General features: G+C 41.1%; 15 protein-coding genes. 11 read left to right on the top strand and 4 right to left on the bottom strand.

Annotated elements, in window-relative coordinates; translation table 11 throughout:
- Positions 1 to 6 precede the first annotated feature (6 nt).
- From AAFN64_RS05735 to tpx, 4 genes are read right to left on the bottom strand one after another with little or no spacing between them, the layout of a single operon-like run.
- Entirely contained in the window at positions 7 to 651 is a 645-nt protein-coding gene (locus AAFN64_RS05735) for an outer membrane lipoprotein carrier protein LolA (protein ID WP_347759602.1), read from the bottom strand.
- Position 652: 1 nt separating this feature from the next.
- Positions 653 to 3184: a DNA translocase FtsK gene (locus tag AAFN64_RS05730; protein ID WP_300492114.1), complete on the bottom strand. Its 2532-nt coding sequence runs from the start codon at positions 3182 to 3184 to the stop codon at positions 653 to 655.
- A 46-nt stretch (positions 3185 to 3230) separates the two neighbouring features.
- Positions 3231 to 3599 carry a diacylglycerol kinase family protein gene (locus tag AAFN64_RS05725; protein ID WP_300492116.1) on the bottom strand — a complete coding sequence of 123 codons (369 nt, stop codon included), beginning with the start codon at positions 3597 to 3599 and terminating at the stop codon, positions 3231 to 3233.
- A gap of 8 nt (positions 3600 to 3607) precedes the next feature.
- The gene (gene tpx, locus AAFN64_RS05720) at positions 3608 to 4105 is read right to left on the bottom strand and encodes a thiol peroxidase (protein WP_300492117.1); all 498 of its coding nucleotides are present in this window, start codon (positions 4103 to 4105) and stop codon (positions 3608 to 3610) included.
- 287 nt (positions 4106 to 4392) lie between these two features.
- On the opposite strand from tpx, the gene AAFN64_RS05715 reads away from it, so the two are divergent.
- The 11 genes from AAFN64_RS05715 to AAFN64_RS05665 all read left to right on the top strand — a co-directional run bounded on the left by AAFN64_RS05715 (position 4393) and on the right by AAFN64_RS05665 (position 14906).
- A complete protein-coding gene (locus tag AAFN64_RS05715) occupies positions 4393 to 4581 on the top strand; it encodes a hypothetical protein (RefSeq protein WP_347759601.1) in 189 nt (62 codons plus the stop codon).
- Positions 4582 to 4843: 262 nt separating this feature from the next.
- On the top strand, positions 4844 to 5839 hold the full coding sequence (locus tag AAFN64_RS05710; protein WP_347759600.1) for an alpha/beta hydrolase: 996 nt from the start codon (positions 4844 to 4846) through the stop codon (positions 5837 to 5839).
- 8 nt (positions 5840 to 5847) lie between these two features.
- The gene (locus AAFN64_RS05705; protein WP_300492122.1) at positions 5848 to 6162 is read left to right on the top strand and encodes a phosphoribosylpyrophosphate synthetase; all 315 of its coding nucleotides are present in this window, start codon (positions 5848 to 5850) and stop codon (positions 6160 to 6162) included.
- 143 nt (positions 6163 to 6305) lie between these two features.
- Entirely contained in the window at positions 6306 to 6938 is a 633-nt protein-coding gene (locus tag AAFN64_RS05700; RefSeq protein ID WP_347759599.1) for a hydrolase, read from the top strand.
- 33 nt (positions 6939 to 6971) lie between these two features.
- Positions 6972 to 8357: an alginate export family protein gene (locus AAFN64_RS05695; RefSeq protein ID WP_347759598.1), complete on the top strand. Its 1386-nt coding sequence runs from the start codon at positions 6972 to 6974 to the stop codon at positions 8355 to 8357.
- Positions 8358 to 8374: 17 nt separating this feature from the next.
- On the top strand, positions 8375 to 9103 hold the full coding sequence (locus tag AAFN64_RS05690; protein WP_347759597.1) for a M17 family peptidase N-terminal domain-containing protein: 729 nt from the start codon (positions 8375 to 8377) through the stop codon (positions 9101 to 9103).
- Positions 9104 to 9109: 6 nt separating this feature from the next.
- On the top strand, positions 9110 to 10996 hold the full coding sequence (locus AAFN64_RS05685) for an amidohydrolase (protein ID WP_347759596.1): 1887 nt from the start codon (positions 9110 to 9112) through the stop codon (positions 10994 to 10996).
- A 10-nt stretch (positions 10997 to 11006) separates the two neighbouring features.
- Positions 11007 to 11435 (top strand): DoxX family protein, encoded by a 429-nt coding sequence (locus tag AAFN64_RS05680; RefSeq protein WP_300491482.1) that lies wholly within the window; start codon positions 11007 to 11009, stop codon positions 11433 to 11435.
- A 1-nt stretch (position 11436) separates the two neighbouring features.
- Positions 11437 to 11910, top strand: coding sequence for a DNA starvation/stationary phase protection protein (locus tag AAFN64_RS05675; RefSeq protein WP_347759595.1), 474 nt, complete (start codon positions 11437 to 11439; stop codon positions 11908 to 11910).
- 4 nt (positions 11911 to 11914) lie between these two features.
- Positions 11915 to 12580 (top strand): YoaK family protein, encoded by a 666-nt coding sequence (locus AAFN64_RS05670; protein ID WP_347759594.1) that lies wholly within the window; start codon positions 11915 to 11917, stop codon positions 12578 to 12580.
- A 52-nt stretch (positions 12581 to 12632) separates the two neighbouring features.
- Complete coding sequence (locus AAFN64_RS05665) at positions 12633 to 14906, top strand: histidine kinase dimerization/phosphoacceptor domain -containing protein (protein WP_347759593.1); 2274 nt, start codon at positions 12633 to 12635, stop codon at positions 14904 to 14906.
- Positions 14907 to 14912: the final 6 nt, after the last annotated feature.

Raw genomic sequence — 14912 nt, 5'->3', positions numbered from 1 at the left:
CGATAATTAATCTAATTTATTGATGTAGTAATTAGGATATTTACTCTCGGTAAAGGTAAAATGATTTTTCGAAATAGGCTGATTCGTTTTAAAAGAATTAACAGTAAGCGTTGTTTTTGTACCGTCTTTCGCAATTTCGATCTTATTATAGATATGTTTGGTCTGAGTATCAATCCCTAACAGTATTTCTTTGGTTTTATCCTTGGTACTAAGCGGTGTTAGTTTTACATACTGAATTTTTCGCCCACGGATGTTTTGCAGGATATCCCAGTTGTATTTATACCCGGAATTAAAGAACGTTAGCATTTTGGACGGCGTAATGGAGTTTTCGTCGTTTTCGTTGTATTTGGAAATCGTCACCTCCTCGTCCTCTGGTATAATGGTGTAATTTTTCTTTCCGTCGAAAATACGGGTAACGCCCATAAAGTTCAAAACAAACTGGTTGCCTTTTAAAGTAAGGTTCCCTTTGCTATCCTGATTTTGGTTTTGTTTTTGATTTTGCAACGTAAAACGAAAATCGATTACGATGTTATCATAACTTTTGGCTTTTGCCGAAACTTCATCCAATAGGTCTTTTGCCTTTTTGGAATCCTGCCCCTGCAACGTTAAGCTGCACAAGAGTAGTATTACAAGTTGAAAAAAAGTACGCATTTTACAAATCATTTTGTTCGTTAGCAAAGAATTGATCAAGAGCAACAAGATCAGGAATCAATACACTTCGGGCTTTACTGCCTTCGAACGGACCAACGATTCCGGCTGCTTCCAGCTGGTCAATTAGTCGTCCGGCGCGATTGTATCCTAATTTCAATTTTCTTTGTAACAAAGAAGCCGATCCCTGTTGTGCGGTTACAATAATCTCGGCGGCATCTCTGAATAAAGAATCTCTGTCGGAAATATCAATATCAAGACTTATGCCACTTTCTTCACCAACGTATTCCGGAAGCAAATAAGCATTCGGATAGGCTTTTTGAGAACCAATAAATTCGGTTATTTTTTCTACTTCAGGCGTATCGACAAACGCACACTGTACGCGGGTAAGATCGTTACCTTGTGTATAAAGCAAATCCCCACGTCCAATCAACTGATCGGCACCCTGACTGTCCAAAATAGTCCTGGAGTCAATTTTGGAGGTTACCCTAAAAGCAATCCGTGCCGGGAAATTGGCTTTGATAATACCGGTAATAACGTTTACCGATGGACGTTGTGTTGCGATGATCAAATGAATTCCGATCGCACGCGCCAACTGTGCCAGTCGGGCGATTGGTGTTTCCACTTCTTTACCAGCCGTCATGATCAGGTCGGCAAACTCATCGACAACCAAAACGATATACGGTAAGAACCGGTGACCGTTTTCCGGATTTAGTTTACGAAGCTTGAATTTTTCGTTGTATTCTTTAATATTCCGAACCATCGCGTCTTTTAGCAGACTGTAACGGTTGTCCATTTCAATACAAAGTGAATTTAACGTATGGATCACTTTTGTGTTATCGGTAATAATGGCATCTTCGGTGTCCGGAAGTTTGGCCAGATAATGGCGTTCAATTTTATTAAAAAGCGTAAGCTCTACTTTTTTAGGATCGACCAATACAAATTTTACTTCGGCCGGGTGTTTTTTATACAATAACGACGTTAAAACGGCATTTAGTCCAACCGATTTACCCTGTCCGGTAGCACCGGCCATTAAAAGGTGCGGCATTTTTGCCAGGTCGACTACAAAGGTTTCGTTTGAAATCGTTTTTCCTAAGGCAATAGGTAATTCCATTTCGGCCGTCTGAAATTTCGGTGAGCCAATAACGCTCTTCATCGAAACCATAGTAGGCGAATTGTTTGGTACTTCGATACCAATGGTTCCTTTTCCTGGTATTGGAGCAATAATACGGATTCCCAAAGCCGCCAGCGATAAAGCAATGTCGTCTTCAAGGCTTTTGATTTTGGAAATACGAATACCGGCTTCCGGTACGATTTCGTATAACGTTACCGTTGGTCCTACGGTTGCTTTGATCTGCGCAATATCGATTTTGTAGTTACGTAGCGTTTCGACAATACGGTTTTTATTTTCTTCGAGTTCCGCCTGGTTGATTGTAATTCCACCGGAGTTATATTCTTTTAGAAGATCGATTGATGGAAACTGGTAATGGGACAAATCGAGTGTTGGATCGAATTCTCCGAAATCCTTCACTAACTTAGCCGCCAGATTTTCTTCTACAAACGTTTCTTCTTCTATTTTTTCGATGACAAAATGTTCGTCGTCTGTTTTGATAATTTCGGATGTAGGCACAACCGGCGTAGGTACAACCGGAGGCGTTACAATCGGAACAACCGGTTCTACCGGTTTGGTTTTTAACGTGATTTCCGAGGCGTGCTCAATAGTCGGTTTTAATGATTCCTGATCGATTTCAAAAGCCGAAGGTTTGGTTTTTAATTCGATATTAGACAAGATTTCTTCGTCTTCTTCACTATTAAAATCCAGACTCGGGTTGGAGATTTCGATCGATTCGTCGATGATTTCATCCGGAAGCGGAACCGGTGTAATAACCGTGTTTTGTGCTATCGGAGCATCCTGATTTAATTCTTCGTTAAACGACTGATTGGTTTTTTCAAAGAAATTTTTGATGCCTTCGGTAGAAACTTTTATTTTCAGAATCAGATAGACAATAATACCAAAAAGGAGTACCAGAAAAGTACCTGTTTTCCCAAGATAATCCTGGACGAAAAGGTTCATTTCATAACCAATAATCCCCCCTAACTGCGGGACATAATTCCAGAAAAAACCGAATAATATGGACAAAATTACCATCGCAAACAAATCCCAGAAAATGCTCTTTTTGAGTTTTCCTAGCGACAAGTCAACCAATAGGTAGGCACCGGCTAAAAAGAATAGTCGGACAAATAAAAAGGAAGCCACACCGAATCCTTTGTATAAAAAGAAATCGGACAGGAACGCTCCAAATTTCCCTAACCAGTTATAAGTTTTCTCACTGCGATCTCCAAAGTCGGTTAAGGCACTTTGGTCGTAATCACCGTAGATATAATAGGAAATAAAAGAGAGTAACAAGGCTACCGAAAATAAAACAAGTAAAGCCCCGAGTAGGACTTTGTACTGGCGGGATAAGTGCCATGTAAATTTCGGTTTTGTTGCTTTTTCCCCTTTATCAGGAGTATCTTTTTTTGTTGCTTTTGCCATTTAAAATTTCGAAATTATGTTGCAAAAAAATGCAGTAAGCCTGGAATTAGGTTAGCCGTGGCAAATATATAATTAATCCCACAGCTATGGCGGCCATAGCGGCAAAAAATACAGCTCCGGCGGCTATGTCTTTAATAAAACCGATTTTCTGGTGGTAGTCCGGATGGATAAAATCGGCTATCTTTTCGACAGCCGTATTCAATCCTTCAATACTAAGTACCAATCCGATCGCAAGGGTCTGGATAAGCCATTCCTCTTTTGAAATATGAAAATAAAATCCGGCCAGAGTGACCACTATTGCCAGGCTAAACTGAACCATGACACTGTGTTCGGTTGTGATCAGTTTATAAGCGCCTTTAAAGGCAAAGACAAGGCTTTTCAGCCGACCGGTAAAAAAGGAATTATCTTTTTTCATTGACTTGTTTAAAGTGCTGCCAAAGCATTATCGTAATTGGGTTCGTTAACGATTTCCGGAACCTGCTCGCTATACTGAACCACTCCGTTTTCGTCAATTACAATAACTACACGTGAGTGTAAACCAGCCAAAGGACCGTCGGCGATAGTCAATCCGTACTCTTTTCCGAAATTTCCATCTCTGAAATCAGATAAGTTGATCACATTTGATAAACCTTCCGCTCCACAAAAACGAGCCTGAGCAAATGGTAAATCACGCGAAATACACAATACTTTTGTATTTTCCAGATTACTGGCTTTTTCGTTGAATTTACGTACCGATGCCGCGCAAGTACCCGTATCAACACTAGGAAAGATGTTTAATACAACTTTACTTCCTTTAAAATCGGATAACGAAGCCACGGAAAGGTCGTTTTTTACCAGTTGAAAATCTTTTGCTTGTGTACCTACCTGCGGTAATTCTCCTGAGGTATGAATGGTATTCCCTTGTAAAGTGATTTGTGCCATTGTTTCATTTTTTTTAGTATTCAAAAGTATAAAATTATATCGGAAATATAAAAGCCGGTTTTTATCCGAAACGGTAACTCCGGACAGGAACATGGACAAACCGACGGTTACCTACGTCGGATTAGGATATGCCATCCCTATCGGTTTTATTTTAAAATCATGCTTTTTTGTTTTGAAATAATCCCATTATACAATCTAAGTCACTAGAAATGAACGTTAAAATATCCTGTTCCGTTAAGATTTTTATATATTTTTACCTATATAATGCTTAACCAGACCTTAATCCCATGGAACAGGAACAAAAAAAATCGTTCTCCTTTACGTTAGCAATTATTGCAATCATTTTAGGTGTATCTTTATTTAAGCAAATCGACTTTAAAACCTTTACCGTCGAAAAGCCTGCATTAGCCGCCGTTTATGCGCTCGCTCTTATTATTGCTATAGCGATTATGGTACGAAAATATAAAGGCAAATAACAACTTGATAACGGTTTGCAGATTGCACAAACAGCAACACCTGACAGGTTTTCGAAACCTGTCAGGTGTTAAGCACCGATTCAAAATCCGCGTGTCCAGGCTACTTTTTATAAAAACTCCGTTTACCTTCTCATAAATCTACGATATATCGTAAATAAAAAATCTTTTTAAAAACCATAAAAAACTGTAAACATAACAGTTAACAAAAAAGGCACGTTGTTTGGCTAGTGTTCTATAGCTCATTAATTTAAAAATATAGAACATGAAAACAGTACTTACAAATGAAAACGGAAAATTCCATTTCTCAGAAGATCCGGCAATTTCTGCCGAAACAAAAAAATTCCTAACCGCTTTAAATACGGGCGGACCTGGATTGGAAACCATGACTCCGGAAGCGGCCCGACAGGTATTAGTAGGCGCACAAAAATCGGTGGAAGTCGACTATTCCGGTATTGAAGAATCGGAAAAAACCATCACACAGGACGGTTATACTCTAAAATTAAATATCGTTAAACCGGAAGGCGTTACCGAAAAGCTTCCTGTTTTTATCTTTATTCACGGCGGAGGCTGGGTTTTGGGCGATTATCCGACACATAAACGTATGATTCGCGACCTTGTGGTTTTAACAGGCGCTGCAGGTGTTTTTGTTAATTACACACCATCGCCGGAAGCGCATTACCCGCAGGCTGTCGAAGAAATTTATGCCGCTACAAAATGGGTTGCTGCAAACGGAAACGAAATCAATGTAGACGGAACCAGACTTTCGGTTGTAGGAAATAGCGTGGGTGGTAATATGACCGCTGTTACTGCTTTAAAAGCCATCGAAAACAACGGTCCAAAAATCGCTTCGCTAGTGATGTTCTGGCCTATCGTTGCCGCAAATTTCGAAAATGAAACCTATCAGCAATATGGCGAAGACCGCTTTTTAACAACGCCTCTAATGAAATGGATGTATGATCACTATACAAAGGATCTGACACAACGCGAAGAAATTTATGCCTCGCCTATTAATGCTTCTTTAGAATTATTAAAAAACTTCCCGCCTACGCTAATCCAGGTGGCGGAAGCCGATGTACTTCGCGAAGAAGGAGAAGCTTTCGGTCGCAAGTTGGACGAAGCCGGTGTTGAAGTCACAACCGTACGCTACAACGGAATGATCCACGATTTCGGGTTATTAAATCCGCTGGCACATTTGCCTCAGGTAAAATCCTTGTTCCGTTATGCGGCAGCCGAATTGAAAAAAAGTCTTTTTAATTAATTCCGGATATGAATTCAACACAACCTGCTTTTGATACGGTTACCGAAGCCTTGCAATGGCTCACCCGGGAAGGCTTTACCCAGAATTTTAATCTGGACGAAAATTGTATCCGTTTTAATAACAATACGCAATCGATGTCACCGGACGAGTTTAAAATTGAATATCTCTTCCGTTTCGAAGGCGATACCAATCCAGGTGATGAAGATATCGTTTATGGAATTGTATCGGATGTTCACAATATCAAAGGTGTTTTAACCAGTGCTTTTGGAATCTATGCCGATGCGCTTTCTACAGAAATGATCCGAAAACTTGCGACACATTAGTATAAAACAAATAAGACGCTAATAAAATTACGAAATATCGTAACAAAATAAAATCACCTTTTATAATAAAACCCTATATCACAACATTTTAAAATCATGGCACTTTGTTCGCCTGATAACTAATAAAATATAAAAATAGCACTATGAAACCAGCAACAAATTTATTATCTCCGGATAATCATGCCCTTGTATTAATTGACTTTGAAGGACAAATGGCATTCGCCACCAGTACGATCGCACTAAGCGAACTACGAAACAATGTGGCGATTATCTGTGGCGCTTCAAAAATATTTTCCGTACCGACAATTGTGACAACGGTTGCCGAGGAAAGTTTTGCCGGACCGGTTTTCCCGGAAATCGAAGAATATTATCCAATTGCATCCTCAGGTTATATCGACCGTACCACCATGAATACCTGGGAAGATGAAAAAGCATATACGGCTATTACCGCTACAAAAAAACAAAAATTAGTACTGGCCGGATTGTGGACAGGCGTTTGTATCGTCGGACCGGCTTTATCGGCTATCGAAGAAGGTTATGAAGTATATGTAATCACCGATGCTTGCGGGGATGTGAGCATCGAAGCCCACGAACGCGCCGTACAACGAATGGTTCAGGCGGGCGCTATGCCAATCACGTCGATCCAGTATTTGTTGGAACTTCAAAGAGACTGGGCACGCGAGGAAACCTATGTTCCGGTGACCAACTTAATGAAAAAACACGGCGGTTCGTATGGCTTGGGGATTCATTATGCCCACAATATGCTAAAACACTAATACAATCCGTTCCATTTCTTATCCTTCATTCTATTGAAATCATCAAAATCCATAGCGAAAAACGTCCCGTTCCTTATTCTTTTTCTGTTATTAGGAAACATCGTGTCGGCACAAAACTTTAAACTTTTGCGCTACGATGAAAACTATGAATACCTAAAAGATTCCGTTCGAAATACTTATAAAAAGCTAAAATTCATACCTTTAAATAAGGAAAAAAGTTTTTATATGTCAGTTGGCGGGGAAGCCCGGTATGAATATGTTGATTTCAATAATGAAGATTGGGGAAGGCTCAACATTGGTCATAATGGCTTTTTACTGCAACGTTATGATTTACATACCGATATTCATCTGGGAAAAAACGTTCGGATATTCGCCCAGCTTAGGAGTGCGCTACAAGACGGAAGAAGTAATGGACCACGAGGTATTGATGAAGATCAGCTAAATGTCCAGAATCTTTTTGCGGATATCAACCTCTGGAAAAAAGACAATGCCGGAATAACGCTTCGCCTCGGACGACAGGAGTTGGATTATGGCTCCGGAAGGTTGCTTTCGGTACGGGAAGGTCCTAACGCCCGACTATATTTTACCGGTGGCAAACTCATGTATACCACTACCCGATTCGCGATTGATGGTTTTATGATGATGCCCGATACGGTTTATCCCGGAGTTTTGGACAATAAAATGTCGAAACAACTGAATTTATGGGGTGTTTATTCCAAAATAATTATTCCAAAAGCGGGAAATCTCGATTGGTACTATCTCGGAATCAGAAGGGACGAATCGCGCTTTAATGAAGACATCGCACCCGAAAGACGGCATACCGTCGGAACGCGGTTCTGGAAATACGGAGGCGGTTTTATTTACAACCTGGAAGCGGCCTACCAGTTTGGACGTTTTGGCTCCGGAGCGATAAATGCCTGGACGGCTTCGGCTGATATAGGTTATTCTTTTGAAAATGTAAAATTCAAACCGACGATCAATTTGCGGAACGATTATATTTCAGGCGATCAGAACAAAGGCGACGGACAACTGCAAACCTTTAATCCGTTATACCCTAAAGGCGGTTATTTTGGTTTTAGTCCACAGGTTGGACCGGTAAACCTGATCGATATCCATCCGTATGCTACTCTGGATTTGCTTCCGGAATTAAAGATGCAGGTCGATGTGGTTTTTAACTGGCGTTATAGCACGCAGGATGGTGTTTATCGGCCTAGCGGTATCCTTAATCTTTCCGGAGACACTTCGGACAAACGCTATATCGGGACGGCCTACCTTGCCAATTTCACCTATAGTATAAGCCCGTTTATATCGGTTGTTAGCGGTATCCAATATTTTAAAACCGGGGCTTTTATCAACGAAAGCATTCCCAATTCTAAAGACGGTATTTTCTTTAATGCCCGACTTGGATTCAAATTTTAATCAAAAAAATTACGACTATGAAAAATCTATTACAATACAAATCAGGAAACGTCAGACTATTGCTTTTAGCACTAGTATGGGGTTTATTTCCTACCATCCTTTTGGCACAAACCGCGGCGATCGGTTCGACCGTAACCTGGGGAAAAGTCGACGGTGTAGCGGTAAACGGACTCGTTCAGGGGCCTTCCGCTGCCAAATCCGAATTACAGGTTGCCTGTGTTTTTGAATATACCGAAGGAGATATTTTTAACCCACCTGCTCTACCCGCTAACCTCAACGGAATGGTACATCTGGACGATGCCCTAAAAGGAATCATTACCGAATTGCGTAAAAGCGGAAAGTTTACCGGTCATTCGTTGGAAACTTTATTAATTACACCACCACAAGGTACGCTGGCTGCCAAAAAATTACTGCTTATCGGTTTAGGAAATCGCAATACGTTTACACCCGATTTAATGATCAGTGTTGGAAGCGTGGCCATGCGCGAGGCTTTACGCTTGGGCGTAAGTGATTATTCTTTTGCCAGCGATATTAAAGATGCCGGTATCGATTCTCCTACGGCTTTAGTAGCCGAAAACGTAGTGCTTGGTTCTTTTGAAGCCTATAGAACGCAGGCATTTTTAAAAGATAAAAAATTATCCGATCACAAGCCTTTGACCAAAATCATACTCCTTGCCGGTCCTGCATTTTATACGGTTGCCGGCGATGGTATCAAAGAAGCGATCAGTAAGCTTAACACCAAATAAACCGATATGAAAGCAGATCTAATTTTATTTAACGGTAAGGTTCACAGTTTTAATTCGGAAACCCCAAATAGTACAGCGGTGGCTATTAAAGACGGAAAATTTATTGCCGTTGGAAGCGACAGTGCGGTGATGGAATTTGCATCCGAAACAACACAAGTGATCGATTTATTGCAAAAAAGAGTTGTTCCCGGCATTAACGATTCGCATATACACCTCATCCGCGGCGGATTAAACTATAATTTAGAATTGCGTTGGGATGGCGTTCCGTCGCTTGCCGATGCGTTACGAATGCTTAAAGAACAGGTCGATCGTACGCCACATCCGCAATGGGTACGCGTGGTAGGCGGTTGGTCGGAGTTTCAGTTTGCAGAACGCAGAATGCCAACCTTAGAAGAAATCAATGCCATCGCTCCGGAAACGCCTGTATTTATTTTGCATTTATACGACAGAGCCATTATGAATCAAGCGGCTTTAAAAGCGGTTGGCTATACTAAAAATACACCTGCGCCTCCGGGAGGCCATATTGAAAGAAACTCGAAAGGCGAACCAACCGGACTGATCATTGCAACACCCAATGCGATGATTCTATATTCGACCTTAGCCAAAGGACCTACATTGTCCTACGAGCATCAGTTAAATTCCACACGTCATTTTATGAAGGAACTAAACCGCTTTGGAATTACCAGTGTTATCGATGCCGGTGGTGGATTTCAGAATTTCCCGGACGATTATAAGGTGGTTAACGAACTAAATGAAAAGAAACAACTAACCGTACGAATCGCGTATAATCTTTTTACACAAAAGCCAAAACACGAGTTTGAGGATTTTGAAGATTGGATCGATACGGTCAAATTATACCAGGGCGATGATATGTACCGACACAACGGTGCGGGCGAAATGCTGGTTTTCTCGGCTGCGGATTTTGAAGATTTCCTGCAACCAAGACCGGATTTACCCGAAAACATGGAAGCCGATCTGGAAAAAGTGGTACGCCTTTTAGTCGAAAACCGTTGGCCTTTCCGATTGCATGCGACCTATAACGAAAGTATTACGCGTTTTTTGAATGTGTTTGAAAAAATAAACCGGGAAATCCCATTCAACGGATTGCCATGGATATTTGATCATGCGGAGACAATCGACGAACGCAATATCGAACGGGTAAAAGCTTTGGGTGGCGGAATTGCCGTTCAAAGTCGGATGGCCTACCAAGGAGAATATTTCACGGATCGCTATGGTGCCCAAGCGGCCGAAAACACACCGCCGATCAAAAAGATGATCGAAATGGACGTACCGGTCGGTGCCGGTTCGGATGCGACACGCGTGAGCAGTTACAATCCGTGGGTTTCCATGTATTGGATGACGGTAGGAAAAACCGTTGGCGGCCTGCAGTTGTATCATGAAACCCGACTGAGTCGTGAAACGGCTTTGGAATTGTATACCAGAGGTAGCGCCTGGTTTTCGCAGGAGCAAACCAAAAAAGGCGATATCCGAACCGGGATGTTTGCCGATCTGGTGGTTTTGGATCGCGATTATTTTACGATCGCGGATGAAGATCTTAAAAAAATTGAAGCCGATTTAACGATTGTCGATGGGAAAATTGTGTACGCTAATGGTGATTTTTCATCGTTTTCGCCGCCCAATATACCGATTTTACCGGATTGGTCGCCAACCCATATTTATAACGGATATCCAACGAAAAGTACGTTGCAAACTGCGATCGAAAAAAATGTAAAACCAAATGCAAAACCGGGTCTGACAGCACAGATTCACAGTTGCAGCGGTAGTTGTGATGTACATGCACACAACCACGATGTGGCCCGGATGAGTACGGTACCAGTTAACAATTATACGGCATTCTGGGGCGCATTGGGTTGTTCTTGTTTTGCCTTCTAAATCCTGAAAAATGATGGACATTCTCAAACAAATCCTTTTCTCCGATTTAGGAACACCATACAACAATATGGCCTTGCTGTTCTTTCGGATTTTACTGGCGGCAGCGCTTTTTGGCGTCCATGGGATGAAAAAATTCCGTGTCGAAAACGGACAAACGGAACAGGTTCCTAATCCGTTGCATTTACCTGAAAAATTAAACCGTTTTGTGGCGACTTTTTCAGATACGGTGGTACCGGTTTTTATGATCTTGGGACTTGGCACCCGACTTATGATAGTACCCACCATTGGCGTGACGGCCATCGGTTATTTTGTAGTACATCGAAAAGACTCGCCCGAAGTGCGCGATGTTCCCTATATGTATACCTTATCATTACTACTACTTCTGGCACTCGGTGCCGGAAAATATTCACTCGATTATTATCTATTAAACCTGATTTAAAATGAAAACAAACATCGGAATTCAACAGGAAAATATCGCGAAAGTGGTTACTGTATTAACCAAAGTACTCGCTGATGAATTTATATTGTACACCAAAACAAAAAAGGCGCATTGGAATATTGAAGGCCCTGATTTTTACAACAAGCATCTCTTTTTCGAACAGCAATATAAAGCATTGGATGAAATTATAGATACAGTAGCCGAACGAATCCGTGTTTTGGGTCATTATGCGCCCGGAACCTTAAAAGAATACCTGGCACTAACACAACTTACGGAAGAATCAAGAGAAAAAAATGATAGCGCCGGTTATATCACAGCCTTATTAGCCGATCACGAAAGCATTATCATTCACCTACGGGAAAATATCAACCGTTTTGCGTCGGAGTTTCACGATGCGGGAACCAGCGATTATATTACCGGACTTTTGGAAAATCACGAAAAAATGGCCTGGATGCTTCGGGCACATCTAAAATAATACTATGGAACTACAAAAAAATATTGGCTATGTAACCCTGCTGCTCACGATGATAGCAGGGTATTGTGACACCGTAACGTTTGTCGCGGCCGATTCGATCTTTTCCGCACACGTTACCGGGAACTTTATTGTATTTGCCTATCAGATCATTAAGGGTTCGGATATACATGCGTGGATAAAATTACTAACGTTTCCCGTATTTATCGTTGCGGTAATTACCGGTGGCCGAATCGCTTTAAAGGCAACCAATCGGTATACCCTACTTTTTTGGGAAGGTATATTATTGCTTGTGAGCGGTATCGCATCCTATGTTTTTGGTTATATGGAAATCTTTACCGAATGGGCCATGTACACCGTTGCGATGACAACCGTATTTGGCATGGGACTTCAGAATGCCTTCGGAAAATTATACAGTAAGGAGACACACGGTCCAACAACCATGATGACAGGAAATGTAACGCAAGCCGCACTCGATTTGGGAAACCTGCTCAAAAACGGATGTAAAGATCCGGAAGTGGTTATCAGTTTTAAAAAACAGCTTGTAACAATCATCGGATTTCTTATCGGTTGTTTTTTGGGTGCCATTGCCGGAAAGCTTTTTGGTTTGGGAACATTAATCGTACCCGGAATCGCGATGATCATTTGTTATTTATACCACCGAAACAACTAGGAAAACCCGATTGTGAATTTGCAGATTTCTGATAATAGAGTATCTTTAAAAAATGAATTATACCCCCTTAAACGCTGCTAAAACTCCCGTATATCGCCTTACGATAGCTTTCTTGTTTTGGGCAAATCTGAATGGAAATGCACAAACAATTGACGATCCAAGGCAATTACAACTCAAAATAGCAACGGCTAAAAATGACGCTAAAAAAGTCGAATTGCTTTTGGATTTAAGCAGCTACTTCCTGAACAAACCGGGCGAGTTTAAAACCGATCTCCGAAGTGCCGATTCAGTTAATGCTGAAGCAGGTCTGTTAAGCGATCGTTTGGGGTATAAAACAGGAAAAGGGAAATCCATTCTTTTAGAAGCGCAGATTCTCCGGGAAAAAGGCGCTATGCAAAAGGCCTTACTAAAAGCCAACGCGGCGCTTGCCTATGCCAAAAGCAATAATTTAATCGAATTACAGGCGCAAAGTTATGCCGAACTGTCGATATACGACGCCAAACTCGAAGAAAAAGTCCGCTATAAAGAAATGGCCATTGCGTTTTTTAAAAAAGCCGGATTAATCGAAAAACAGGCTACGACTTTAAAGGAGCTTGCCGAATTATATACGATTAATGAAAATAACGTCAAGGCCGAACCGCTGTTAAAAGAAGCGCTGACGCTTTACAGATCGATACGGTATCCGGACGTTCAAGGGGTTTATAATCTGCTGTCGGAAGTAAATACGCAAAAAGCAAATTATCCGGAAGCTTTAAAATATGGTCTTTTAGCCGAAAAAACCGCACTTGCCGTCAACGATAACTCGTTACAGTTAAGTTCCATTTACAATCATATCGGATTGGTGTATTATTACCTGCGCCAAAATGATGATGCGGAAGAATACTGGTATAAGGCGTTGGAAATCGCAAAATTTCATAAGGATACCGAATACGTACGGACAATCGGTGAAAATTTGTGTTCGATGCTGATCCGGCAAAAAAAAGAGCAAAAGGCCCTTCAGTTGATCAAAGAAATGCAGCGCAACTTTCCGACCGCTAACATTCAGCGGTTGATGAAAGAGAATTATCTGTTGTTTAATATTTACCGGATTTTAAAAAACGATCCCATGGCGGGTTTCTATTATAAAAAACTGACCGCTTATTACGGTGAAAATGCCGATAAAAACGGGAATAGTATTGCCATTTTAAGAAGTTTTGCGTCCTATCATTACCAAATCAAAAAGTACGATGATTTTTACCGAACCATCAAACTGCTGGATTCGCTGGCGGCCGGTTCCGGAAATAACCTGATCCGGTCCGAAAGTTATCTGATCTGGTTTAAAGCCGATTCGTCACGAGGGAAATACATCGATGCAATAAAGCATTATCAACTGTATAAGAGTCTTTCCGATTCTGTCTTTAAAGGTGAAAAAAGCAAGCAAATCAACAGTCTTCAGATCGAATTTGAAAGCGCGAAAAAGGATCGGAATATCGATTTGCTAAAACAACAGTCCAAATTACAGGAAATAAAAATTCATAATGATACCATTATCCGCTATGTTTTTATTGCGAGTGTGGTGATCTTGATTCTGTTTATTGTATTGCTTTACAATCGTTTCCGGTTAAAAAAGAAAACAAATGAGCAACTGGAAATCAAAACCCGGCAGATTAACGAGCAAAACGAGCTCAACAAAAAGATGCTGATTGAAAAGGAATGGCTTTTAAAAGAGATTCACCATCGGGTAAAAAACAACCTTCAGATCGTGATTAGCCTGTTAAATACGCAATCGGCTTATCTGGAGAACGAAGACGCGCTAATGGCCATACAAAACAGTCAGCACCGAATGCACGCGATGTCACTGATTCATCAAAAATTGTATCAGTCCGATAATCTGGCCAATATCGATATGTCCTGGTATATTTATGAATTGATCGGCTATATGCGGGAGTCTTTTGATACCGATCTGAAAATCAATTTTGTTTTGGACACCGAAAAAGTATATCTCGATGTCGCTCAGGCGGTGCCATTAGGATTGATCATCAATGAAGCCATTAACAATGCCATCAAATATGCGTTTCCGACCGATCGAAAGGGTACGATTTGTATTGATCTTAAAAACACCGGCGACGCCAATTATCTGTTGCGCATTGCCGACGACGGGGTTGGTCTTCCGGAAGATTTTGACGAAACGGAACGAAATTCCCTCGGAATGAATTTAATGACCGGATTAACCAATCAGATTGACGGAACTTTTGAACTTAAAAACGATAACGGACTGGAAATCAAAATTACATTTACAAGAAATTCTGAGTTTGAAGAGACATCCGAAAATTCAGAAATTATATAATTTAAC

The organism is Flavobacterium sp. CAU 1735 (assembly GCF_039888695.1).
Taxonomy (GTDB): domain Bacteria; phylum Bacteroidota; class Bacteroidia; order Flavobacteriales; family Flavobacteriaceae; genus Flavobacterium.
This window is presented reverse-complemented; position numbering and strand designations above follow the sequence as displayed.

Excerpts from the sequence above, each read along its gene's own strand:
- AAFN64_RS05735 (WP_347759602.1), bottom strand. The coding sequence starts at position 651 with ATGCGTACTTTTTTTCAACTTGTAATACTACTCTTGTGCAGCTTAACG.
- AAFN64_RS05730 (WP_300492114.1), bottom strand. The coding sequence starts at position 3,184 with ATGGCAAAAGCAACAAAAAAAGATACTCCTGATAAAGGGGAAAAAGCA.
- AAFN64_RS05725 (WP_300492116.1), bottom strand. The coding sequence starts at position 3,599 with ATGAAAAAAGATAATTCCTTTTTTACCGGTCGGCTGAAAAGCCTTGTC.
- tpx (WP_300492117.1), bottom strand. The coding sequence starts at position 4,105 with ATGGCACAAATCACTTTACAAGGGAATACCATTCATACCTCAGGAGAA.
- AAFN64_RS05715 (WP_347759601.1), top strand. The coding sequence starts at position 4,393 with ATGGAACAGGAACAAAAAAAATCGTTCTCCTTTACGTTAGCAATTATT.
- AAFN64_RS05710 (WP_347759600.1), top strand. The coding sequence starts at position 4,844 with ATGAAAACAGTACTTACAAATGAAAACGGAAAATTCCATTTCTCAGAA.
- AAFN64_RS05705 (WP_300492122.1), top strand. The coding sequence starts at position 5,848 with ATGAATTCAACACAACCTGCTTTTGATACGGTTACCGAAGCCTTGCAA.
- AAFN64_RS05700 (WP_347759599.1), top strand. The coding sequence starts at position 6,306 with ATGAAACCAGCAACAAATTTATTATCTCCGGATAATCATGCCCTTGTA.
- AAFN64_RS05690 (WP_347759597.1), top strand. The coding sequence starts at position 8,375 with ATGAAAAATCTATTACAATACAAATCAGGAAACGTCAGACTATTGCTT.
- AAFN64_RS05685 (WP_347759596.1), top strand. The coding sequence starts at position 9,110 with ATGAAAGCAGATCTAATTTTATTTAACGGTAAGGTTCACAGTTTTAAT.
- AAFN64_RS05680 (WP_300491482.1), top strand. The coding sequence starts at position 11,007 with ATGATGGACATTCTCAAACAAATCCTTTTCTCCGATTTAGGAACACCA.
- AAFN64_RS05675 (WP_347759595.1), top strand. The coding sequence starts at position 11,437 with ATGAAAACAAACATCGGAATTCAACAGGAAAATATCGCGAAAGTGGTT.
- AAFN64_RS05670 (WP_347759594.1), top strand. The coding sequence starts at position 11,915 with ATGGAACTACAAAAAAATATTGGCTATGTAACCCTGCTGCTCACGATG.
- AAFN64_RS05665 (WP_347759593.1), top strand. The coding sequence starts at position 12,633 with ATGAATTATACCCCCTTAAACGCTGCTAAAACTCCCGTATATCGCCTT.